General features: G+C 38.4%; 21 protein-coding genes. 9 read left to right on the forward strand and 12 right to left on the reverse strand.

The features are described 5' to 3' along the window. Window positions 1–112 precede the first annotated feature (112 nt). The 3 genes from ACFIML_RS01875 (at window position 113) to ACFIML_RS01885 (ending at window position 4,177) form a co-directional block, all read left to right on the forward strand. Entirely contained in the window at window positions 113–919 is an 807-nt protein-coding gene (locus tag ACFIML_RS01875; protein WP_375606059.1) for a lysophospholipid acyltransferase family protein, read from the forward strand. A gap of 692 nt (window positions 920–1,611) precedes the next feature. Further along, window positions 1,612–2,709: a D-alanyl-D-alanine carboxypeptidase family protein gene (locus tag ACFIML_RS01880; protein ID WP_375609965.1), complete on the forward strand. Its 1,098-nt coding sequence runs from the start codon at window positions 1,612–1,614 to the stop codon at window positions 2,707–2,709. A gap of 406 nt (window positions 2,710–3,115) precedes the next feature. Next, entirely contained in the window at window positions 3,116–4,177 is a 1,062-nt protein-coding gene (locus ACFIML_RS01885; protein WP_375687250.1) for a CobW family GTP-binding protein, read from the forward strand. Window positions 4,178–5,036: 859 nt separating this feature from the next. On the opposite strand, the gene ACFIML_RS01890 is transcribed toward ACFIML_RS01885, so the two are convergent. The 3 genes from ACFIML_RS01890 to ACFIML_RS01900 form a co-directional block, all read right to left on the reverse strand. After that, entirely contained in the window at window positions 5,037–5,786 is a 750-nt protein-coding gene (locus ACFIML_RS01890) for a L,D-transpeptidase family protein (RefSeq protein ID WP_375606062.1), read from the reverse strand. Between the two features lie 40 nt (window positions 5,787–5,826). Continuing rightward, a complete protein-coding gene (locus ACFIML_RS01895; protein ID WP_375606222.1) occupies window positions 5,827–6,783 on the reverse strand; it encodes an acetyl-CoA carboxylase carboxyltransferase subunit alpha in 957 nt (318 codons plus the stop codon). 78 nt (window positions 6,784–6,861) lie between these two features. Then, window positions 6,862–7,800: a site-specific tyrosine recombinase XerD gene (locus tag ACFIML_RS01900; RefSeq protein WP_375687252.1), complete on the reverse strand. Its 939-nt coding sequence runs from the start codon at window positions 7,798–7,800 to the stop codon at window positions 6,862–6,864. Window positions 7,801–8,060: 260 nt separating this feature from the next. Between ACFIML_RS01900 and ACFIML_RS01905 the strand changes: the two genes are divergently transcribed. The 4 genes from ACFIML_RS01905 (at window position 8,061) to ACFIML_RS01920 (ending at window position 11,023) form a co-directional block, all read left to right on the forward strand. Then, window positions 8,061–8,693 carry a shikimate kinase gene (locus ACFIML_RS01905; RefSeq protein WP_375606223.1) on the forward strand — a complete coding sequence of 211 codons (633 nt, stop codon included), beginning with the start codon at window positions 8,061–8,063 and terminating at the stop codon, window positions 8,691–8,693. After that, a complete protein-coding gene (gene aroB / locus ACFIML_RS01910) occupies window positions 8,668–9,801 on the forward strand; it encodes a 3-dehydroquinate synthase (RefSeq protein ID WP_375606064.1) in 1,134 nt (377 codons plus the stop codon). Before ACFIML_RS01905 ends, aroB begins: the two co-directional genes overlap by 26 nt. A 416-nt stretch (window positions 9,802–10,217) precedes the next feature. After that, window positions 10,218–10,613 (forward strand): MliC family protein, encoded by a 396-nt coding sequence (locus tag ACFIML_RS01915; protein WP_375606065.1) that lies wholly within the window; start codon window positions 10,218–10,220, stop codon window positions 10,611–10,613. Between the two features lie 17 nt (window positions 10,614–10,630). Further along, window positions 10,631–11,023, forward strand: coding sequence for an MliC family protein (locus ACFIML_RS01920; RefSeq protein WP_375606066.1), 393 nt, complete (start codon window positions 10,631–10,633; stop codon window positions 11,021–11,023). 8 nt (window positions 11,024–11,031) lie between these two features. On the opposite strand, the gene mnhG is transcribed toward ACFIML_RS01920, so the two are convergent. The 7 genes from mnhG to ACFIML_RS01955 all read right to left on the reverse strand — a co-directional run bounded on the left by mnhG (window position 11,032) and on the right by ACFIML_RS01955 (window position 17,808). Continuing rightward, complete coding sequence (gene mnhG, locus ACFIML_RS01925; RefSeq protein WP_375614351.1) at window positions 11,032–11,442, reverse strand: monovalent cation/H(+) antiporter subunit G; 411 nt, start codon at window positions 11,440–11,442, stop codon at window positions 11,032–11,034. Next, complete coding sequence (locus ACFIML_RS01930; protein ID WP_375606068.1) at window positions 11,439–11,720, reverse strand: K+/H+ antiporter subunit F; 282 nt, start codon at window positions 11,718–11,720, stop codon at window positions 11,439–11,441. The genes mnhG and ACFIML_RS01930 overlap by 4 nt, the downstream gene beginning before the upstream one ends. After that, on the reverse strand, window positions 11,717–12,202 hold the full coding sequence (locus ACFIML_RS01935) for a Na+/H+ antiporter subunit E (RefSeq protein WP_375606069.1): 486 nt from the start codon (window positions 12,200–12,202) through the stop codon (window positions 11,717–11,719). Before ACFIML_RS01935 ends, ACFIML_RS01930 begins: the two co-directional genes overlap by 4 nt. Beyond that, a complete protein-coding gene (locus tag ACFIML_RS01940) occupies window positions 12,199–13,821 on the reverse strand; it encodes a monovalent cation/H+ antiporter subunit D (RefSeq protein WP_375687254.1) in 1,623 nt (540 codons plus the stop codon). The genes ACFIML_RS01935 and ACFIML_RS01940 overlap by 4 nt, the downstream gene beginning before the upstream one ends. Beyond that, window positions 13,821–14,162: a Na+/H+ antiporter subunit C gene (locus ACFIML_RS01945; RefSeq protein WP_375606071.1), complete on the reverse strand. Its 342-nt coding sequence runs from the start codon at window positions 14,160–14,162 to the stop codon at window positions 13,821–13,823. The genes ACFIML_RS01940 and ACFIML_RS01945 overlap by 1 nt, the downstream gene beginning before the upstream one ends. Continuing rightward, a complete protein-coding gene (locus ACFIML_RS01950) occupies window positions 14,162–17,083 on the reverse strand; it encodes a monovalent cation/H+ antiporter subunit A (RefSeq protein WP_375606072.1) in 2,922 nt (973 codons plus the stop codon). Before ACFIML_RS01950 ends, ACFIML_RS01945 begins: the two co-directional genes overlap by 1 nt. A gap of 227 nt (window positions 17,084–17,310) precedes the next feature. After that, entirely contained in the window at window positions 17,311–17,808 is a 498-nt protein-coding gene (locus tag ACFIML_RS01955) for a BA14K family protein (protein WP_375687256.1), read from the reverse strand. Between the two features lie 167 nt (window positions 17,809–17,975). On the opposite strand from ACFIML_RS01955, the gene ACFIML_RS01960 reads away from it, so the two are divergent. Together ACFIML_RS01960 and ACFIML_RS01965 are read left to right on the forward strand one after the other, a co-directional pair. Then, window positions 17,976–19,073, forward strand: coding sequence for a carboxynorspermidine decarboxylase (locus ACFIML_RS01960; protein ID WP_375606224.1), 1,098 nt, complete (start codon window positions 17,976–17,978; stop codon window positions 19,071–19,073). 54 nt (window positions 19,074–19,127) lie between these two features. Continuing rightward, on the forward strand, window positions 19,128–20,366 hold the full coding sequence (locus tag ACFIML_RS01965) for a saccharopine dehydrogenase NADP-binding domain-containing protein (RefSeq protein WP_375606074.1): 1,239 nt from the start codon (window positions 19,128–19,130) through the stop codon (window positions 20,364–20,366). A 1,128-nt stretch (window positions 20,367–21,494) separates the two neighbouring features. Here ACFIML_RS01965 and lpdA read toward each other — a convergent pair. Next, complete coding sequence (gene lpdA, locus ACFIML_RS01970; protein WP_375606075.1) at window positions 21,495–22,901, reverse strand: dihydrolipoyl dehydrogenase; 1,407 nt, start codon at window positions 22,899–22,901, stop codon at window positions 21,495–21,497. 31 nt (window positions 22,902–22,932) lie between these two features. Beyond that, window positions 22,933–24,144 carry a 2-oxoglutarate dehydrogenase complex dihydrolipoyllysine-residue succinyltransferase gene (gene odhB / locus ACFIML_RS01975; protein WP_375614348.1) on the reverse strand — a complete coding sequence of 404 codons (1,212 nt, stop codon included), beginning with the start codon at window positions 24,142–24,144 and terminating at the stop codon, window positions 22,933–22,935. Window positions 24,145–24,161: the final 17 nt, after the last annotated feature.

Consider the following 24,161-nt stretch of genomic DNA (forward strand, 5'->3'; position numbering starts at 1 on the left):
TTTTTAAATATCGGAAAATGAGTTACCGAAAAAATAGATGCTTGAAAAAACATAAAGAAGATGTTTTCTCATGTGAATTATATTATATATGAAGTCTTCTTATAGATATAAAATGGAAAATGTAGTGCTTATCCTTCGTTCTATTCTTTTTACGTTCGCTTTTTATACAACAACTTTCATACAAATGATTCTTTACGCTCCCGTTTATTTTTTAATGCCCCGCAAAAAGGCATGGATTGTCCCTAAAACATGGGCACGCGTTACACTCTTTTTGCAAAAATACATCGCAGGCACAAGTTATGAGATTGAAGGTTTAGAAAATCTTCCCAAAGGACCCTATATCATTGCTCCAAAGCATCAATCGGCTTGGGAAACTTTCAGTCTTGTTCCCTATTTTGATGATCCCACTCTCATTTTAAAACGTGAATTGATGTGGATTCCATTGTTTGGCTGGTATATGGCAAAAACACAAATTATCCCCATTAACCGTACAACCCCCATCAAAGCCTTAAAAATGGTTATACAAAAAGCAAAAGAGAAAGTAAAACAAGGGCGCCAAATCTTGATTTTTCCCGAAGGAACACGCCGACAACCCGGTCAAAAACCAGATTATAAGTCAGGAATTGTCGCGCTCTATAATGAATTAGGACTTCAAGTTGTTCCTATTGCACACAATGCGGGTTTATATTGGCCACGCAATAATTTTCGCCGCTATCCCGGAACAATTCGTGTCCGTATTCTTCCCCCGATAGAGGCAGGTTTAAGCAAACGTGATTTTCTAGATCAACTTGTCCAAAAAACTGAAAAAGCGTGTGATGAACTGCTTCTCTTAGCAGCTCAAGATCCTAGCCCTCCTCCTATGCCACCATACGCTGTTCAGAAACTTCAAAAACTAAATCATCATGAAACAATGCACTGATTGATAAGAATAGTGTATCACTTTGTATATTGAGCGGAGTATAAGAAACAAAAATATAAGAAAGATACTTCAAACTTTCTAATTCAAAATTATAAAACACATGTACATGATAAGAAATAATCAATGTGTAAATTTTTTTGAAAAAGAATTCTTCCTCTCTTTTAAATCATTTAAATAACATACATCTCATTGACTTATAAGGATGTTTTAGCGTTATTCAACTTGAATGAGAACCCTGAATACCGTAAGATTCTCTCATTTCAAATCTATTCTAGGTTGAATCAATTAGAATCATTTTCTTACACATTACAAGCGGGGATATCTGTGTGAATAAAACGATACAAGAAAAGATTAAAATGCTTTTTACGAACAGTCTCAAGTGCCAAGGGCTATCCTAACAGGAGAGCAAGAAAAATGCATGATTATGCAGATTCATTCTTTTCTGAGAAATTCAATCCCTCCAAGAACATGAAATCTTGCACAATCTTCATTATTTAAAAAGTATTTCTTGAGATACTTAAGTCATCAAACCAAATTCAAGGGGAAAATAAAAATGAGTGTTGGTTTTTATCCCACAGACACAACGGATACAGCAATTAACCATCTTTCCTCCCTATCCTAGACTTAAAAGCTTTGTGTGCTACATTAAAACAATTCTAAATAACGAATAAGAGGGAACTAGATTTAAATTAATGCAACGTCTCTTCTATAATTTATTTTTTTCTGTGATTTTGAGTTTATCCAGCGCTGTCGCTCTAGCGCAGCCTTTTATTTCTGTTGATGTTACAACGAGGCGTATCTTAAAACATAATCAAGCTTTTGAGCGTTGGTATCCTGCTTCCTTGACAAAATTAATGACCGCTTATGTTATTTTTCGTGCCATGAGCCGAGGAGAAGTTTCACCAAACAAACATATCACCATCAGCGAATACGCCGCAAAAGCTCCCTCATATCGTTCAGGCTATAAAGCTGGTTCTGTACTCACACTTGATACAGCCTTAAGTATCACCATGGTTAAATCTACCAATGATTTAGCTATTGCCATGAGTGAAGCCATTGCAGGTTCACAGAAAGATTTTGTACGTAAAATGAATAGCGAAGCTAAACGTTTAGGCATGTTTGGCACCCATTTTGCAAACGCAAGTGGTTTACCAGACCCTCAAAACTACTCCACGGCACGCGATATTGCTCTTTTAGCCGTTCAAATACGTCGAGAATTTCCACAATATGCTCATTATTTTTCTATTCCAGCCATTGATTTTGGTAATAATCGAAAAATTCAGCATAATTCAAACAACCTCATTGGCCGTTTTTATGGGATAGACGGTATGAAAACAGGCTTTATCTGTGCCTCTGGTTTTAATCTTGTTGCCTCAGCCACCCGCAATAAACGTACAATTATTGCTGTCATTCTAGGTGCTAACAACATAAGCGAAAGAGAAGAAAAAGCTGCACAACTTCTTGAAATAGGATTTTTGCACCAAGGAAGCCCCCAATTAACACTAGCAACATTAAAACCTTATGGGAGCAACATAACACAAGCCAACAATATGAGACAACAAACATGCACACCTGAAGCCATAAAAATGCATGCAAATTCATATGATGATCAAGGAAATATTATTCTCACCTCACCTTTTATCACTGCTCCACCTTCTTTTTCTCATCCTTTATCAGTACACCTCATTCGTACGCCACAAGCACCTAAAATGACAGTAAAACCACTAAGAAAACCCTATATTCCGTATAAAAAGCACGCAAACCATTCTATAAAAAGCCATAAATCATAATCTACAATTAATTATAATACTTTGATTTATAATGATAATTAATTATTTTGTACCTTATGTCAGACCCACAAGTATTGTAAGATTCTCTCATTTCAAATCTGTATTTGTTGAATCAATAAAACCAGTCTCTTGCGCGCCACAAGATGGATGAACATGTAGATAAAATAATTAAAACAAGGAATAAAAATCCTTCCTATAAATCCTTTCAAGAACCAAGAATTATCATAACATTGACGCTAAAAAGTGTATGATATACCCACGTGCACCTATCTTTATAAGCGTAAAGATAGTGGTACAATAGATTTCATGGGGGATTAACCATTATATCCCTCACGGACACCATTATAAATTGGTTCGACATACTGAGATATATTTTTTAAAAACAAAACTATGATTGATGATTAACATGAAAATAAAGTGCATCCCTCTCACGCTTATTACGGGCTTTTTAGGCTCTGGCAAAACAACTTTGCTTAACCGTATGCTACAAGCCCCTCTTCTAACAGAATGTGCTGTTATCATCAATGAATTCGGCGAAATCAGTATTGATCACCTTCTGGTTGAAAAAACGACAGAAGGAATTATTGAGCTTGCCAATGGTTGCTTATGTTGCAATTTACGCAGTGATCTCATCGACACATTAATTGATTTAATAAATCGCGTTCAGACAGGACAGATCAAACAACTCCATCATATTATCATTGAAACCACAGGGATGGCTGATCCCGCCCCTATTTTACAAATACTTTTAAGCCACCCATTGTTTATTCAAACATTGTCCATAAATGCTGTTATTGCAACATTTGATACATTAAGCCCACTTTCCATATGTAAGCGCTACCCTGAAATATATAAACAATTAATATTTGCTGATAAAATCATTCTCACCAAAACAGATCTTAGAGACCCACAAACGCTTTCAGATACACTCCTTAGCACACTTAAAACAATGAATCCCACAGCACAAATCATTGACGCCCATTCTGAAGATTTCTGTTCAAATCTATTAATAAATAACACATTATGGGATGAAAAAGGAGAAAATACAAAACTTAAACAAAATCTTACGACTACCCCACATGATCATACCCCCCATAAAACCATTCGTACCTTTTCACTAAACTGTGAGGATCCTGTTGATTACGCCACAATTGAAGCTTTTTTAGATCTCCTACAAGAGCGCTATGGTACAAAATTATTACGTATTAAAGCAATTATCGCATTGCGTGATGACCCTTATCGCCCACTTGTATTACATGGCGTACAAACATTTTTTCATCCTCCCATAAGATTGCCAGCATGGCCAAAAGGAATAAAACAAACACGTTTTGTCATCATTGCCGATGGTGTTGAAAAAGAAGCAATACAAAAGCTCCTCAATGCTTTTTTTAATAAACCAGCAATAGATACTGCAGATAAAACAGCTCTCTTAGAAAATCCTCTGGTCATTCCAGGAATAAAATTTTAATTTTTTCGCCCCTTCAATGATATAACATTAAATTCATTGGCACCACCATCTTTATGCTTTTAAAGGAGCAAACCGGCACCATTACACACTTTGCTAATTCCCAATGTTGAAACAAGCTCTTGGCACTTAAAACGGTTTGTAAAAAGCATTTTAGTCTTTCTTGTACAATTTCACCCACGCAGCGATCCCCGCTTGTAACGTGCAAGCAAATGGTTTTAATTTATTCAACATGGAACGGCTTTGAAATGAGAAAATCTTACGGTATTCAGGGCTCTAATTTGACTTGAAAACACTAAATTATCATTATAAATCAAATTGTTACGATAAAAAATTAATACCCATCAATCTGAAAACAGATTGTTTTCTCTCTAAATGCGCTTCATCTGCAAATAACTTCATGTGATTCATTTCACAGACCGATTGGCCAAATTCTTGGTTCTAAAATATTCTGCTCAACTCTATATTTATTCAAGCTAATTGAAATCAAAATCCCTGTTAAGAAAAAAACCAAAATCAGACAGAGGCAATATCGCATTTTAAAATATGTGAATGTATCTTATAACAGCACGACAAGACAATATTTCACAGCATAAAAGAATAAAAAGAGAGGTACATTTCATGTTAACTTACTCAAACGAAGGTTGAGACCAGTAACGATGTGCAAACAATCCAACTTCCTTGAAAAAATTCCTCTTGGCTTCCCACTTCATATGATTTACTTACATAAAGCTCTATGAAAAAACTCTGCGCTTTAAAATATTGACTACTCACTTAAAAACCTTATGTGCAAAGTTTTTGCATATCCTGTATCACCATTATTAAGTGATAGTGTTTACGGTGCTGTAGGATACAATAACACTCACTGCATTAGAGAAACTGAAGTTTTATCAATATCGCGATTAAAAACGTAACGTTTTCCGTAAACCTCAACAGTTGGAGGTTGACGATTTTTTTCAAAAAAATCATAACCTTTCTTAAGCATAACCCAGAATTGATAATGAGGATTCTTGCTATGACGTGACATATTATCCTCGGTCATGCGGAAAGGAAAAGCCTGCAACTGAAACTCTCTTTGTCCTCCTTTAAAAGCATCCCGTGCAAACGCATAAATCTGAGCCATGTTCTTATCACTCATAGAATAACAACCTGCGGAAAAGCAAGAACCATGCACCATAAGATTGCTTCCTGTGCGACCATTTTCCTGATCATACAGGTTAGGAAATCCTATATTAAAAGAGAGATAATATTTTGAATAAGGATTCATTTGGTTTGCGCTAATAGTATAAAAACCCTCTGGTGTCTGAAGATCCCCTTCTTTATATTTAGGTCCAAGCTTACCAGACCATTTGCAAATGCCATAGCGAGCAACCAATATAAAAGGTCCTGAACGAGATTGCTTCCAAACTTCAGCAAGATTTTCTTCCTTAAAAAACCGCATCATAATCGGTGCATAGGGATCTATATCATACAGAACCATTCTATTTTTAATTTCTTGCGGCAATGGCTGCTCAACTTTAGCGCGAATAGAGGCTGGTAATCTTCCTTCACATGCTGTCAATAGTCCCATTACAAACAACACACACACAGCGAGGAATCTGCTAAATGTCATCGAATAAAACTCCAATCCAACACCCCTCACAAAAAATAACCTATGTTAGAGATCGACCAATTTGAAGGTATTTTTCCCTTCTCTCTTGTTTAAGCACTTGACCATCTTTTCCAGCCATAGCTTTTAAAGCCTCTGAAATAACATCACCCGTTGCATCAATGACAATCTCTTTGTCACGATGCGCTCCCCCTAAAGGTTCCGAAATAATGCCATCAATAATCTTTAAGCGATACAAATCTTGAGCGGTAATACGCATATTCATTGCAGCATCTTTTGCACGAGCTGGATCACGCCATAAGATAGAAGCTGCTCCTTCTGGTGAAATAACAGAGTAAATTGCGTGCTCCAACATATAAACTTTGTTGGCAGCCGCGATTGCTATCGCCCCTCCAGAACCGCCTTCTCCAATAACAACGGAAACCACAGGAACTTTCAAACGCAAAGTTGTAGCTGTTGATTGAGCAATTGCTTCCGCTTGCCCACGTTCTTCAGCGCTTACCCCAGGATAAGCACCTGCTGTATCAATAAAAGTGAGGAGTGGCAAACCAAAGCGGTCAGCCATTTCCATAATACGTACAGCTTTACGATAGCCTTCTGGACGTGCAGAACCAAAATTATAGCGCAAACGTGTTTGCGTATCGTGACCTTTCTCTTGACCGATATAAGCAATGGCCTCACCTTTAAAGCGTGCAAACCCCGCTTGAATAGCCTCATCTTCAGCAAACTTGCGATCTCCGGCCAAAGGCGTAACGTCACTCAATAGGCGTTTAGAATAGTCCATAAAATGGGGACGATCCGGATGACGAGCAACTTGTGTTTTCTGCCACGGCGATAATTTTTTATAAATATCGCGCAACGCTGTTTGGGAACGCGTTTCAAGACGAGCAATCTCGTCACTCATATCAAGACTGCCTTTTTCCTGAGAAATTTTTTTTAATTCAAGAATTTTCCCATCAAGATCAGCAACTGGTTTTTCAAAATCAAGATAATTATACATTTGTGTCAACTCATTCAGTGTCACTTATACACTTATAATTTGCTTTATAAAGTCTTTTTCAAAAACATCACCTTTTCTTTAACGAGCCTTTTGCTCATCGGCAAGTGGATGATGCTCATTGACTAAACGATAAAGTCCCTCTTCCAACACATGGGTATAAATCTGAGTAGTAGCAATATCAGAGTGACCTAACAAATGTTGAACGGCACGCAAATCAGCACCATTTTGCAAAAGATGACTAGCAAAAGCATGACGCAACACATGGGGAGAAAAGCTATCACTTCCTATCCCTGCTCTTCTAGCGAGATTTTTCAACTCCCGTGCAACGACTTGACGAGCAATATATCCTGTCTCGGAATGCGCCGGAAAAAGATAAGAACTCGTAGCATCCTTTCCCTGATCACGCAAATTTAACCACTGTGAAAGAACTTGGCATGCTTTTTTTGATAACAGCACCATTCGTTCTTTTTTGCCCTTACCATGAACCAAAACGCTGTACTCTTTCCTTCGAACAGACTGAACCGACAGACTCACCAACTCACTAATACGTAACCCTGTTGCATAAAGCATTTCAATCAATAGCTGAAGACGCAGTGCACGGAAATAACCTTTGGACCCATAGTCTGCTTGATTGACTTCTAACTCCGCAAAATCAAGCAATTTTATCACTGCATCTTCACTCATGATTTTGGGCAAAGGACGCCCCTGACGAGGTGCATCAATATCATGAGAGGGATCATCTGCTCTCAACCCTTCAGCATAAAGGAATTGATAAAACTGACGCAAAGTCGATAAACGGCGCGCTTGCGACGATGCCGCAAAACCAAAAGTATGCATAAGCGACAAAAGGGTAATTAAATCTTCTTTTTGTGCTGAAAAAAGCGAAACAGAGTGTGAAGACAATTCGTCTTGTGCCCACTGCAAATCATGCTGATAAGCCGCAAGCGTATGAGGCGAAGCCCCTCTCTCCGCACTCATCATCTCAAGAAAATGATCTATCACAGCATCACTTTTCATTTCATTGATTCGCTCCCGTAGAAAGATTCCATGAATCCAAAGGAACATCAATGTACATATCCACAGTTACTGGTTCAACCCAAACCACAAGAGCACCCATTATAATGAAAAGAACAGAAAGCAAAATGAAAAGAATCATCAAAAATCTAGTCAATGTTGGCATAAGACAATAACCTACCCAAAAATATTCTATCTCGTATTATGCCTCACAAAGATTAACAGGAATTGACTTTAAGATGGATAAATGCCGAAATAAAGTTATGAAAAGCAATCGACAAAAACGCGTCCCCATAACACAAATAAAGAATCAGCTCTTATCGTCCCTTGATAAAAGAGCACTTGTCCTTGTTGGTCTTATGGGGGCAGGAAAATCAGTGATCGGAAAACGCGTCGCCACCATGCTTCGTTTACCTTTTTATGATTCTGACCAAGAAATTGAAAAAGCTGCACAAATGACAATCACGGAACTCTTTGAAATTTATGGTGAATCCGAATTTCGTGCTCTTGAACAGCGTGTTATTCTAAACCTCATGAAAAAAAGTCCCCTTGTTTTAGCAACAGGTGGTGGTGCCTACATAAATGAAAATATCCGAAAAGCCATTCACCAAAATGGTATATCCATATGGCTAAAAGTCGATCTTGATATCCTCATGCAACGTGTCTCAAAACACCCAACACGTCCCCTGCTTCAAACAGCCAATCCTAAAGAAACTATGCAAAAACTCATGGAACAGCGTTATCCTATCTATGCAAAGGCAAACTTAACAATTAACAGTCATAAAGAAAGCCGTCATACCGTAGCACAAAATGTTATACGATCCGTACAGCACTACCTATACACAGAAATTAACAATAGGGATAACCAGCATGCAAACCAAAACCGTCACTGTTAAACTGGACAAACACTGTTACGATATCATCATTGGTCCGGGTCTGATTACACAAGCTGCTTCACAGATTAAACATGCTCTTAACAAAAAAGATCCTCATCAAACGCGCTTGGCACTTGTTACAGATACAAATGTTGCCTCCCTTTATTTGGAGATATTGCAAGCAGAATTGACAAAAAATAAAATTCATACTGTCCCTATTATTGTAGAAGCGGGAGAACAATCAAAATCATTTTCAACCCTGCAAGTTGTCATCGATCAAATTCTTGCTGCGCGTTTAGAAAGAGGCGACTGTGTTATTGCTTTTGGCGGTGGTGTCATTGGCGATCTAGCAGGATTTGCAGCAAGTATAATCCGCCGTGGTATGAACTTCATTCAAATGCCCACAACGCTTCTTGCACAAATTGATTCCTCTGTTGGTGGAAAAACTGGAATCAATAACCAATATGGCAAAAATCTTATCGGTGCTTTTTATCAACCACAATGCGTTATTGCTGACACGTGTCTTCTTGATACCCTGCCGCCGCGCGAATTTCGCGCTGGCTACGCAGAAATAGTAAAATACGGTCTCATTAACCAACCTGACTTTTTTGAGTGGCTTGAAAAAAATGGGCAGAAAATTTTCTCTAATGGCCCTATGCGAACAGAGGCCATTGTTCGCTCATGCCAATTTAAAGCTGACATTGTAGCACGCGATGAATACGAAACCGGAGAGCGCGCACTCTTAAATCTCGGCCATACATTTGGACACATGCTTGAAACAGCAACCGCTTATGACTCTAACCGTTTAATCCATGGCGAAAGTGTAGCAATTGGGATGATTCTAGCTCATCAATTTTCTGCTCAATTAAATTTAATAAGCCCCACGCTTACACAACGCATTGAAGCGCACTTCAAATTTATAGGATTGCCTACACAATTAAAGGATATCCCAGGGCCTCTACCAGATGCTGAAACTTTAATGACTCTCATTGCCCAAGATAAAAAAGTTTCGCAAAACAATTTGACTTTCATCTTAACACGCGGACTTGGCCAATCATTTATTGCAAAAAATATTTCACCAGATGCAGTTTTATCCTTTTTGGAACAAAAATTAACAGAAATTCGTTAATTCATATTGAATATAATTGATTCGTTTTTATACTTCTATTAAAGATTAAATATGATGATGTCTGCGTAGCTCAGTAGGATAGAGCACAGGATTCCTAAAGAAATTGGGCACTTTGAGGAGAAATCCTCAAAGTGAATCTGCTCAAATTCGGGGAAAGCTTCATGGGCGACTATATGCCAATCCCGAGCCAAGTCTCTTTTCAAATGAGAGAAAGGTGTAGAGACTGAACGGGCAGCACCTAAAGAGCAAAAGCTTCAAGGTGAAGAGACAGTCCAGACCACAAACAGCCGATAAGGCTGGCGGTGAAAATCGAAGTGGTATGAATCCTGGGGTCGCAGGTTCGAATCCTGCCGTAGACACCATCGTATCAGTCAAATTATTCTTTGTGCACAATATTAGGAATATAGGGAAGCATCATGAAAAAAACTTTGCACATTTTAGGATTTTTCACCGCTTTAAGTTTATCACTCTTCAGCTCAAACAATAGCTTAGCTGGTTCTTTAATCATTGAAGTACCAGACAATCCAGAGCCCAAAACAGAGACCATTACCTATCAATGTGATACTGGAACAGGTAAAGAGCGCGTAGAGGCAGTCTATCTTAATGCTGACAATATTTCGTTGGTTGATTTCAAATGGAACGGTGACCGTGTCATTGCTGCTAATGTCATCGCGGCAACAGGAGCAAAATTTGCAGGAGCTCAGTATATCTGGTGGGAGAAGAACAAAGAAGTCACGCTTTATGACCTTGCTCAGGATCCAGAAGAAAAAAAACCTATCCTCTGTAAAGATGAGTCAACATTATTATTTTAAATAATACGGGAAATATTATGAAAAAAATTTCTTTTACTAAACAATTTTTCATTACTTTAAGTGTTTTACTCCTCGGTTCAATTAATGCATTAGCAAGTTCTTTAGTCATTGAAGTACCAGATGATCCAGAACCAACAACAGAGACCGTCTCCTATCAATGCGACATGGGAACAAGTAAAGAGCATGTTGAGGCAACTTATCATAATGCTGGCAATATTGCGCTTGTTGATTTAAAATGGAACGGTAAGCGCATCGTTGGTTCTAATGTAATTGCCGCTTCTGGAGGAAAATATGTGGGTGGTCAATACATTTGGTGGATAACTAAAAATGAAGCCATATTTTACGATCTTATTAATGATCCAAAAGAAGAAAAACCCATCCACTGTGTAGAAGAAAAAAGCACAGAATAAAGAAGATTTCAAGAACCGCGCTGGCTCTCATCTCTTGATGTTCCTTCTGACGTGGGTAACTTTTCCTCCGTCTGGTGTAATAAAAGAGCCAGCGGTTTTTCTGACTGTTCTTCTGAATGATGTCGATAAGCTGCTGTATGTGAAAGCAACATAGAAGCTACCGGTGCTGTTAAAAACAAAAAAAACATCAGCAAAACTTCATGAAAAACAAAATAATGATCCACAAATATTGAATAAAGAAATGAAGAAATAAGAATACTACCAACGCCCCAACTCGTACATACTGAAAGCATATGCAAACGCTTATAAAAATTGGAAAAACGCACCAAACCTATCGTTGCGATCAATGTCAATCCAGACCCTAATATTAAGAAAACTGTGATAGCAATAGCAACCACAAGCGATATATCATCTTTCATTCAATAATCTCCCCCCGCATAAGAAATTTCGCCAAAGCGATGCTTGAGACAGATCCCAACAACCCAATAATGAGAGCTGCGACAAAATAAGTGGTTGTTCCTGAACGAATATCGAATGTAAGAAACAAAAGAATAGTGGTTATATAAAGGGCATCCAAACCAACAATTCTATCCTGCGCCCGTGGACCACGAATCAACCGAAACAGCGCAAAAATCACCGCTAAACTTAAAAAAAACTGTGAAAAGAAAAGCCCCCAATAAAGAATCACCATACTCATAAAAAAATCTCCAAAAGCAATTGCTCATACCGTTGTTTGATCAACTGTTTGTAATCATATCCATTTTTTAAATTTAAGACATGAAGCAAAAGTTCACCCTTTTTACTATTATAGGCAACCCAAGCAGTTCCAGGGGTTGCCGAAAGGATGCATGCTAAAATAGCCAAAGCAGTGCGATTATGAAGCAGAAGAGGTACTACAATAAAACCAGATTTCTGCTCTCGAGACCTTTTTGTTAAAACAGACCAAGCCACCGAAACATTTGAGAATATAGAATCTATAAATACTCGAAAAACGAGACGAAAAACCGCACTCCAGCTTTTAATAACAGCCTTCTCCAGCTCCAGAAGCCGTATCATCCAACCACAAAACAAAGCGGTTAAAATCCCTAAAAGCAATTGCCCTAAACTAAAACCATTTAAAATAAGCCACATAAGGACAATGACACCACTGAAAAAAGGGGAAGGACAAAAACGATTCATTTACTCACCTCCCTATTTTCGAGAGAAAAATCCGTTAAAACGCTCCTAATATAGTTTTGAGGTTCATACAAAGTCTTAGCAGTTTCAGACATATAATGACTAACAGGACTGGCTACAATTGTTATAAGAAAACACAAAGCAAGGAGAGCGGCAATAGGCGCAAATTCTATCACTTGCACACGGGGAATACGCCCTTCAAGAGAAACCCAAAAAGTTCGGATACCCGTTCGTGTCAATGCAATCAAAGCCGCAAAACCAGAGAGAGTGACAAAAACTATAAAAAGCCAATCTTGGTAAACCGGTAGAGAGGCAGAAAAATCCTCTCTACTGTGATTTAAAATTGCCATGAACATCATAAATTTAGCAACAAAACCAGAAAAAGGCGGCAATCCAATAATCAAAATGGCACAGATACCAAAACAAGCTCCAAGAATTGCCAAGGTTACTGGAAAATAGATGCCAACTTCATCTTCTTCCTCCTCTTCATCGTCACCATACACCTCCATTGTGACAGCAAGAACATTAGCAGCCACATCTTGACAGCGTTCAACCAACTCTACCAAAAGAAAAAAAGCTCCCAGTGCTAAAGTTGAAGAAACAATATAAAAAAGTGCGCCTGCTGTCAGTGCTGCATTGCCTATCCCGATCGCAGCCAACAATGTACCAGAAGAAACAAGCACACTATAAGCTGCCAAACGCACCAAAACTTGGCTCGCCAATACCCCAATAAAACCAACAATCATAGTGGCAAGCCCACCATAAAACAAAACCGTATGACCAAAATGGTTAAAATATTCACTTTCAGGACCAAACCATAGCAACGTTAAACGTAAGATAATATAAATACCAACCTTGCTCAAAATTGCAAAAGAAGCTCCAACAGGCGCTGCTGCTGCACTGTAAGTTGGCACCAACCAAAAATTAAGCGGCCACATACCCGCTTTAAGCAAAAAAGCAATACCTAAAAGTGCAACACCTATTTCGAATAAAACAATATCTGTAGAAGATATATATTTTATTTTAACAGCCAAATCGGCCATATTAAGAGTACCAACGACTCCATAAATGAGCGCTATACCAACTAAAAAAAATAATGAAGCAACAAGATTAACCACAACATAATGCAATCCTGCGCGCACGCGTGTCTGACCAGAACCATGCAAAGCAAGCCCATAGGAAGCCGTTAACATAACTTCAAAAAACACAAATAAATTAAATAAATCGCCAGTCAAAAAAGCACCATTTATCCCCACCATAAAAAATTGCATTAGTGACTGAAAATGAGAGCCAGCTTTGTACCAATGAGCCCGCGCAAAAACCAACACGCTAGTCACCAACAAGCTGGAAAGTAAAAGCATCATAGCGCTTAAGCGATCAAGGACTAAAACAATTCCAAAAGAAGACGGCCAATTACCAAGTCGATAAACATCGCAAGCCGGTGCTATTTCAAGAGTATGTATAATCAATAAAATGGCAGTAACAACCAACAGTCCCGCAGAAGAAAGACTGATGAATGATTTAAGTTTTGCACGACGTTCATCATAAAAAAGAAGAAGTGCTCCAGTGATTAACGGCAAAAGAATAGGCAAAATAAGGAGATGATGCACTCCTATTTCCATTATTGCACCTCACGTCCATCAACGTGATCAGAACCCGTTAAACCACGTGAAACCAACAAGATAACTAAAAATAAAGCTGTTGTTGCAAAACCAATCACAATCGCAGTTAAAACCAAGGCTTGTGGGAGAGGATCGACATAATTAGCTGGATTAATAACAGTGGTAGAATCAACAATTGGAGCAGCATTACTACGCGGTCTACTCATTGAAAATATAAAAAGATTAACACCATAGGAGATCAAGGACAAACCAAGAATGACTTGAAAAGTACGTGGACGCAAAACAAGCCAAATACCTGATCCGACAAAAACACCGATACCCAAAGAAAGAACAATTTCCATTAATTTTCCTTCTCTTTTAAAATAGGTTTCTTACCGATTCGGTAACTCCGAATTGACTGGTGTGCAAGTGCAATTAAAATGAGAACAGTTGCTCCTAACACAAGAGAAAGCACACCAAAATCAAACAAAAAAGCAGATGCCATGGGAACTTTCCCAATTAACGGAAGATGAATATATCGAAAAAAGGATGTTAAAAAAGGATATCCAAAAAACCAAGAGCCCATCCCCGTTACGACTGACAATAATAAACCAAAGCCTATCCAACGCAAAGGTAAAACTCTCAAATGCGTTTCCACCCACCGAATATCGCGTGCAAGATATTGTAAAATAAATCCTATAGCCAAAGTAATACCACCGACAAATCCACCTCCTGGCAGATCATGCCCTCGCATGAATAAATAAATAGCAAAAGCGATAATAATCGGAAAGAGCCAACCCATAATAACAGCAGGAACAGCTAAATAATTCAATACTGTATCTCCCACATTTCGATTAGGCTGTGCTATATCAAAGGCTTTCTGGATACGTTGTTGAAAAGGCGCATCAATACTCTCAGGCGCAGGACGAAAACGTCGTAAGAGTGCAAAAACAGTAAGGGAAACAACACCCAAAACCACAATTTCTCCCATGGTATCAAAACCACGGAAATCAACCAATAACACATTCACAACATTGCGACCACCAGCATCTGAGTAAGCATGTGTTAGAAAAAAATCAGAAATCGTCGTACCTTGAGGACGTGTCATCACTGCAAAAGAAAGCCATGCTACACCAGCACCTCCTACAAGGGATATGATGAAATCACGGAAACGACGCAAGCGAACCCAAAAATGAACAGCAGCTGGCCCAGGGTCATGCAAACGTTTAGGCAACCACCGTAAACCAAGCAATAATAAAACGACTGTAACAACCTCAACAACCAATTGTGTTATTGCTAAATCAGGAGCAGAAAGCCATAAAAAGGTTGTACAAGTCATCAAACCAGCTCCCCCTAAAAGCATAAGTGAAGCAAGACGATGAAACTTTGCTCGCCAAGCCACTAAAAGCGCACATAATCCGCCAACCAGCCAAAGAGCGAGAAAAGGAATATCAAGTGGAAAAAGCGGTAATGTCCCCACTGGAATGAAACCATCGCACCAAAGTAAAAGACCAACAAAGGCAAAACAGACCCAAAAAATCCAATGCAATTGGATCTGCAAACGGCGTGTTGACAAAGCAGACTCCACCGCACGTGCCCATTTCCAAGAAATAATTACGAGAATGCGTTCAAAAATACGCGGCCCTTTTAAGTGACGGAAAAAAGGAGCCCCATCATCACAGGATAAAAAATAACGATGCCCAACAGCATAGAGCAATCCGCCCCCTAATAATGCAACAAAGCTCATCACTAATGGAGTGTTAAACCCATGCCAAACAGCCAAACTATAAGGAATTGTCATTGGTCCTAAAACAGACACGACCGCATTATCTAAAATAGGTCCTATTGTTAAATTAGGAAAAATACCAACCGCTAAACAAATAAACACCAAAAGCTCCATTGGTAAACGCATGAAATGCGGTGGTTCATGGGGAGTCTTGGGCAAATTGTCAGGCTTTGATCCTAAAAAAACGCCATGAATAAAGCGTATAGAATAGGTCACACTAAACAGACTGGCCAGCGTTGCCACATAAGGTGCAATCCAATCGAGCCATGATTCCATATGCGTTTCAACAGCTTCAGCAAAAAACATCTCTTTCGATAAAAAACCATTCAACAAAGGAACCCCAGCCATCGCTGCACTCGCAACTAAAGCAAGAGTTGCTGTAATAGGCATAGAACGATAAAGCCCTGACAGTTTACGCATATCACGTGTTCCCGTCTCGTGATCAATAATGCCAGCAGCCATAAATAAAGAAGCTTTAAAAGTAGCATGATTGGCCATATGAAAGATCGCCGCAACACATGCAAGTGGACTACCAAGACTTAAAAGTGTTGTAATTAATCCAAGATGACTAATAGTCGAGTAAGCAAGCAGTCCTTTCAAGTCTTGCTGAAACATGGAAAAATAGGCACCTAGAAGAAGAGTTGAGAGTCCTGAAAAGCCAACCAGCCAAAACCAAAGCTCTGTTCCAGAGAGCACAGGCCATAAACGAACGAGCAAAAACAATCCCGCTTTTACCATTGTTGCCGAATGCAAATAAGCCGATACGGGGGTTGGAGCAGCCATCGCGTTGGGTAGCCAAAAATGAAAAGGAAATTGCGCGCTTTTTGTTAACCCTCCCAATAAAATACAAATAAGGATAGGACTATAAAGAGAACTTAACCGGATCATATCTCCAGACTGTAGCACCTTATCCAAATCAAAACTGCCAACAGTATACCCAATCAATAAAACTCCAATAAAAAGAGCAAAGCCGCCAAAACCTGTGATCGTTAGAGCCATACGCGCACCCTCACGCGCACTTGCATTATGGTACCAATAGCCGATCAGCAAAAAAGAAAAAATACTGGTGAGTTCCCAGAAAACAACCAAAAAGACGAGATTACCTGATAAAACTATTCCTATCATTGATCCCATAAAGGCCAAAAAAAAGGAAAAAAAACGCGGTACAGAATCCGCTGGATCTATGTAATAACGTGAATAAATGACAACAAGCAGCCCAATCCCTGTAATAAGCAAGCAAAAAAGCCACGACAAACCATCTATGCGGAGAATCAAATTGCTTCCCCATTCTGGAAGCCAAGAAATATCTAAACGCACTATGTGGTTTCCACGAACTTCCGGATAAAGCATTATTGTAAAAATAAGACAGAAAAGTGCGACAACCCCAGCAAACCAAGCTTCATTATTTTTTGCTGTCGAACGAAAAAAGCCAATGACAGCACTTCCACCAAAGGGAAGCAAAACGAGCAATACCAACATTGCTTCCCGTGTTGTCATTCTTTAAACTCCATTTTACCTTAATATTTTGTCATCGACAAAACAAAAACTTATATTCTCACCCCCCATTCTACACTTAATGATAATAAGATTTAATAAAACTTAAAAGCATTTAAATTTAAAAAAAACAATGCTTGCATGAAAATACTGCGCACCACACAAGTCTTCTCTTTATTGTAAGAACAATAACGCTCACGACAAGAAGCAATTAAAATTTTATTTAATTTCTATCCTTTAAAAAAGCGTGATAGACACTGCCTACGCCCCCCATGAAAAGGCTGAAAACTATTATCATTTTTATTATAAGAGCGATAACGTACACGGCAAGATTCAATGTGTTGTTTAAGCATCCATGGCTCTTTTTTTTCTAATTTTTCCGAAGAAGACGTTAAAAACACTTTTTTAGCATCTGATACAACTTTTAATGATGCGCCTTTTGTGCTTAAGTGTGGTGATGTAACAAATGCCACTTCAGGATACCACCAATTATCACTGTATTTACGATAACCACGCCGATAATGACGATAACCTTTGAAACCATTAAGCTCTCTACGCCCCGTAAAAATCAGAGGCACCGAACTATCTAGGACAGAAGTCTGAGTAACCAATTTGGCTTTAGCGTCACTTCTATTTTGCCCCCAATTAACAAAAGTGGTTGTTATAATGAAAAAACTGCTAACAAATACAAAAGCTAAAGCATAATATAATTTTTTTTTCATACTCATAACAAAAAACTCAACATAATAAACAACAGTAATTACAGAAAGCCTTTCTCTTGCTAGACAGAAACAGATTCTTTTCTTAAGATTCTTTTTTCTTGAGACATTCTGTTACTCTTTGTACTAAACGTTGATCTTGGCAATAAGATCCTTCAAAAAAGAATGAATAAATGATGATAAAAACCCCCTATTATCTTATAGACAAATCGAAACTCATCAAAAATATGCAAACAATTTCTCGTTTACGGGAAATGTCCAGAGCTAAAATTTTACTTGCTTTAAAATGTTTTGCCACATGGAGTGTTTTTGATTTAATGTCTGAGTTCATGGATGGAACCACATCATCATCCCTTTATGAACTACGTTTAGGAAGAGAAAAATTTGGCAAAGAAACCCATGCTTATTCAGTGGCTTGGGCAGATAATGAAATTGATGAAGCCTGTGGTTATGCAGATAAAATCATCTTTAATTCCATCCAACAGCTCCAACGCTTTTCTGATGCAACAAAAACCATTCAAAGAGGTTTAAGGTTAAACCCAGGAATCAGTGCATCAAATTTTGATCTTGCCAACCCCTCTCGCCCTTTTAGCCGCTTAGGAGAAACAAACCAAAGCGCTATTAAAGAAGTTCTGCCTCTTATCAACGGATTGATGATCCATAACAATTGTGAAAATGCTGACTTTAATCTTTTTAACCAAATGCTTGGGTATATGGAAGAAAAATTTGCAGAACTTTTTTCTGCTGTTGACTGGATAAGCCTTGGCGGCGGAATCCATTTTACGGCTGAGAATTACCCTCTAGAAGCTTTCGCAAAACGCTTAAAACAATTTTCTGAAACCCATGGTGTCACTCTTTTTCTAGAACCAGGAGAAGCTGCTATTACCCAAAGTACCACATTAGAAGTCAGTGTTCTTGACACATTGTATAATGAAAAGAATCTAGCCATCGTTGATAGCTCAATTGAAGCACATATGCTCGATCTTCTCATTTATCGTGAAAATGCTAAATTAGAACCCAATCAAGGACCACACGAAATTATGATTTGTGGAAAATCTTGTCTTGCCGGCGATATTTTTGGAACATTTCAATTTCAAAAACCTCTTAAAATAGGCGATAGACTGTCTTTTCAGGATGCAGCAGGGTATACAATGGTCAAGAAAAACTGGTTTAATGGCGTTACAATGCCTGCTATTGTTCTCAAAGAGTGCGATGGTACATTAATACTTCAACGCCAATTCAGCTATAACGACTATCAGGAAAGCCTTTCATAAAGACCAACCATAAAAACGTCATACAACAGTATTAAAAAGGGAGATGGACCTACAATGAAAAAAAATGTTCTCATTATTGGTGCTGGAGGTGTTGCACAAGTTGTTGCACACAAATGTGCTCAAAACAATGATATTCTTGGTGAAATTCATATTGCTTCACGAACACTCAAAAAATGTGAAGCCATCATTTCTTCTATTAAAGAAAAAAACACAATGAAAGAGCAAGGTGTTTTCAAAAGCCATTCGCTCAATGCCATGAATGTAGAAGAAACTATAAAGCTCATCCAAAAGACCAAATGCGAAATTGTCATTAATGTTGGTTCTGCTTTTCTTAATATGTCTGTTCTTTCAGCTTGTATTGAAACCAAATGCGCTTATATCGATACCGCAATTCATGAAGACCCATTGAAAATTTGTGAAACACCTCCTTGGTATGGAAATTATGAATGGCCTCGGCGTCCAGAATGTGAAAAAGCTGGTATAACCGCTATTTTAGGAGCAGGTTTTGACCCAGGTGTAGTGAATGCTTATGCAGCATTAGCGCGCGATGATTATTTTGATAAAATCACAGATATTGATATTATTGATATTAATGCCGGAAATCATGGACGTTGGTTTGCTACAAATTTTGATCCAGAAATTAACTTCCGTGAATTTACAGGACAAGTATGGTCGTGGCAAAATAAAAAATGGACTTCCAATAAAATGTTTGAAGTCAGCCATGAATGGGATCTTCCCGTTGTGGGAAAACAAAAAGCCTATATGACAGGACATGATGAAATTCATTCACTTTCCAAAAATCTTGATGTAGAGAATGTCCGTTTCTGGATGGGATTTGGTGATCGTTATATCACTGTTTTTACGGTTCTAAAAAATCTTGGTCTCTTATCTGAACAGCCCATTAAGACAGCAGAAGGACAAGAAGTCGTTCCCTTGAAAGTCGTAAAGGCCGTCTTACCCGACCCTTCCTCTCTCGCCCCAGACTACACAGGAAAAACCTGTATTGGAGATCTTATTAAAGGCGAAAAAGATGGAAAACCGAGAGAAATTTTTATCTATAATATAGCCGATCACAAACAAGCTTTTCATGAAACTGGGGCACAAGGCATTTCCTATACGGCTGGCGTACCAGCAGCCGCAACAGCTCTTCTTATTGCCACAGGTGAATGGGATGTTAAAACTATGGTCAATGTGGAAGAGTTACCACCCCACCCTTTCCTTAAATATCTTGATCATATGGGGCTTCCCACTTTTATAAGAGAACAACAAGAGGATAAAAAATTACAATTTTAATACCTATAGAAAGCATATGCTTAATTTTTTAAGTTATCATAAAACTGCCCAATGAAAACAAACTTAATATTCTCGTGTAATTATGGTTTTCAAAAAAATTTTAGCTATTCGTTATGTTTTGGCAACATTGCGATTTCTTAACAACCGTAAAGAAGAGACATAGCATCTTTTTAAGACATAGCGAGCAATGATCAAGAAAAACAGAGAAGAAAAAACTAATTTAATCACACTGTATAACTTGTCATTATCATCAAAAAGATAGTGTCATAAACAAAAGATATAAAAATACCGCTCTTTTAAAGAAGAGCGGTATTTTGTAGAATATTCAATTCCTCCCTTCTTCATCTTAAATGACAAAGATCCTTAACCTATACCAATCATTAAACAATTCAATTTCTTCGGGTGAATGAATTCCTCTTGGCTTCCCTTTTCATATGATTCATCATCATATATAACATGTTGATTCATAACGCTGAATACTGTAAAATTCTCTTAATCACAAACTCTCTCACATTGAAGCAATTAAAATCTTTTGTCTGCGCATCACAAACAAAGCGAGCGTATGAGGTAAAATGATAAAAAAACAGAATAAAAATTCTCTTATGAAAACTCTCAAATAATAAAAAGCTTTAGCAATATTGAGAACTGAAAAAGTGTATTATCAATGTCAGCGTGTATTTTTACTAAACATAAAGATGATGGTGCACAATAGGTCTTATAACAGTTTGAATGAATTTCATATATTTCAAGAGAAACTTTACAGCTATACCATTCACGAGCACCATTGCGAAGTAGATTTGGGCATTTTGAGAGATGTTTTCTTAACACAAAGCACGCAGATAGGCTCAGAATCCTATCTTAAATATTTTATAACAGTATAAAAACTACCCCATATATAAAACTTTACATAGACTAAACACCACCGCTCTAAACGATAGTGCACAACAGAATAATCAATCAAAACTGCACAACAGATATCTAAAACAGTAATTATCGAAAAGCATACAACAAACGGAACACTTCAATACAATTGGTTATATTCTTTTTTAAAGTTTTAAAATGTTGTTGCATGCTTCACAAATATTTTCTGCCCCCCGTACCTTTTAAAATTTACTTTTTAAAAGCTTTTTAAATATGAAGTGGTTTAGCAAATGTTGCCAAAGCTGCCTCACGCACAGCTTCTGATAAGGTAGGATGTGCATGGCAACAACGTCCCAGATCTTCTGATGAACCACCAAATTCCATTAAAACTGCAATTTCATGGATCATTTCACCAGCACCAAATCCAAGAATATGCCCCCCTAATACCCGATCTGTTTTTTTATCAGAAAGGATTTTAACAAACCCATCACTCTTTTGCATTGCACGTGCACGACCATTGGCCATAAAAGGAAATTTGCCAACATTATATTCAATGCCAGCAGTTTTTAGCTCTTCTTCTGTCCTTCCTACACTCGCAATTTCCGGCTGTGTATAAACAACACTAGGAATAACATCAAAATTAACATGCCCTTTTTGACCTGCCAAAATTTCTGCCACAGCAACGCCTTCTTCCTCTGCTTTATGTGCTAGCATTGGTCCTTTTACAACATCACCAATCGCATAAATTCCTGGAACATTCGTCTGCCAATGAGCATCAATTGCAATAAATCCGCGTTCATCTAACTGAATACCAACCTCTTGTAAGCCAAGCCCCTCTGTATAAGGAGAACGTCCAGTAGCAATAAGCACAACATCAGCTTCTAAAGTTTCAGATTCACCACCTTTGACAGATTCAAAGCTCACCTGAGCAGTTGAGCCAGATTGTGTAACAGCTGTTACCTTTGCACCCGTTTTATATTCAATCCCCTGTTTTTCCATTAACTTCTGAAATTGCCGTGAAACTTCACCATCCATTGAGCCCAAAACTTTATTAAGATACTCAATAATGGTCACCTTAGCACCTAAACGGCTCCAAACTGATCCAAGTTCTGAACCAATGACACCAGCACCCACGACAATCATATGCGTTGGTACTTTTTCAAGTGAAAGAGCTCCCGTAGAAGAAACAATAGTCTTTTCATCAATTTCAACATTCACTCCTGGAATGCCTGAACTCTCTGAACCGGTAGCAATAATAATATTTTTTGTTTCAATTGTTTGTTTATTACCATCTCTGGCAACAACTTCCACATGACCCGCACTCAAAATTTTGGCTGTCCCAAAAAAAGTATCAACTTTATTTTTTTTCATCAAAAAAGAAACACCACTCGTATTGGCCGTCACCACAGCTTTCTTATGAACCATCATTTGTTCAAGATTAAGCTTAGATTTACCAATAGAAATACCAAGCGTTTCAAAACCATGCTGGGTTTCAGAAAACACTTCTGAAGCATGCAACAACGCTTTAGAAGGAATACAACCAACGTTGAGACATGTTCCTCCTAATGTTGTACGCTTTTCAATAATTGCTACTTTAAGTCCCAGTTGCGCCGCCTTTATTGCTGCTACATAACCACCTGGACCCGCTCCGATCACAGCCACATCATAAGACATCCGTTTCTCCTTTCATCCTGAAAACTGTATTTTACAAATCAAGAACAAGGCGTTCCGGATCTTCTAAGCTTTCCTTAACACGCACAAGGAAAGTCACAGCTTCTTGCCCATCCACAATACGGTGATCATAAGAAAGCGCTAAATACATCATGGGGCGGATCACAACTTGACCCTCAACAACCATTGCTCGCTCTTTAATCGCATGCATTCCCAAAATACCAGATTGTGGTGCATTCAAAATCGGTGTTGACATCAACGATCCATACACACCACCATTGGTAATAGTAAAAGTTCCGCCCTGCATATCAGAAACGGCTAATTTTCCATCACGCGCAAGACGCCCCAAACGACCAATCTCTTTTTCAATCTCTGCCAATGACATTTTATCTGCATCTCGCACCACTGGAACAACAAGTCCTTTATCCGTTCCAACAGCAATTCCAACATTGACATAGTTTTTGTAAACAATATCTGTCCCATCAATCTCTGCATTAACAGCAGGAAGTTCTTTTAATGCATGACAAACAGCCTTAGTAAAAAACCCCATAAAACCAAGCTTAACACCATGTTTCTTTTCAAAAAGATCCTTATACCGCTTGCGCAAATCCATCACCGCTGACATATCAACCTCATTAAATGTGGTTAACATTGCTGCTACATTTTGTGCATCTTTAAGACGGCGAGCAATTGTTTGACGCAATTTCGTCATACGAACCCGCTCTTCACGTGTTTCTTGGACAGGAGTTGCCGAAGAACTCGTCGCAGAAGAAGAGGGTGTAGGAGCATTTGTACTTTGTTTTAATCCACCAAGAACATCTTCTTTAAGAATTTGTCCACGTTTTCCAGAACCTGAAATATCGCTTTTTGCAACATTATTTTCAGCCATCAATTTTGCTGCTGAAGGAGAAGGAGGCATTGCACTGCTCAAAGCAGGCTTCTCCGATTCAGATGAAGCCGCTGGAACAAGTGTAGCAGAAGGTGAAAGTGATTGGGAGATACCAGCTTCTCCAGCTTTCACCACTCCTAAAAGAGCATTTACTTCAACCGTATCGCCTTCTTTTGCAATGATTTCAGATAATTTCCCAGCAACAGGAGAAGGAACTTCAACGGTTACCTTATCAGTTTCTAATTCAACCAAAGGCTCATCCATAGCGACAGCTTCGCCAAGTTTTTTAAACCATTTGCCAACCGTTGCTTCGGTAACCGATTCGCCCAAAGTAGGAACACGAATTTCAGTAGTCATAATATTTTTCCATACAT

This window comes from Bartonella sp. AC62GZZY (assembly GCF_042196525.1).
Taxonomy (GTDB): domain Bacteria; phylum Pseudomonadota; class Alphaproteobacteria; order Rhizobiales; family Rhizobiaceae; genus Bartonella.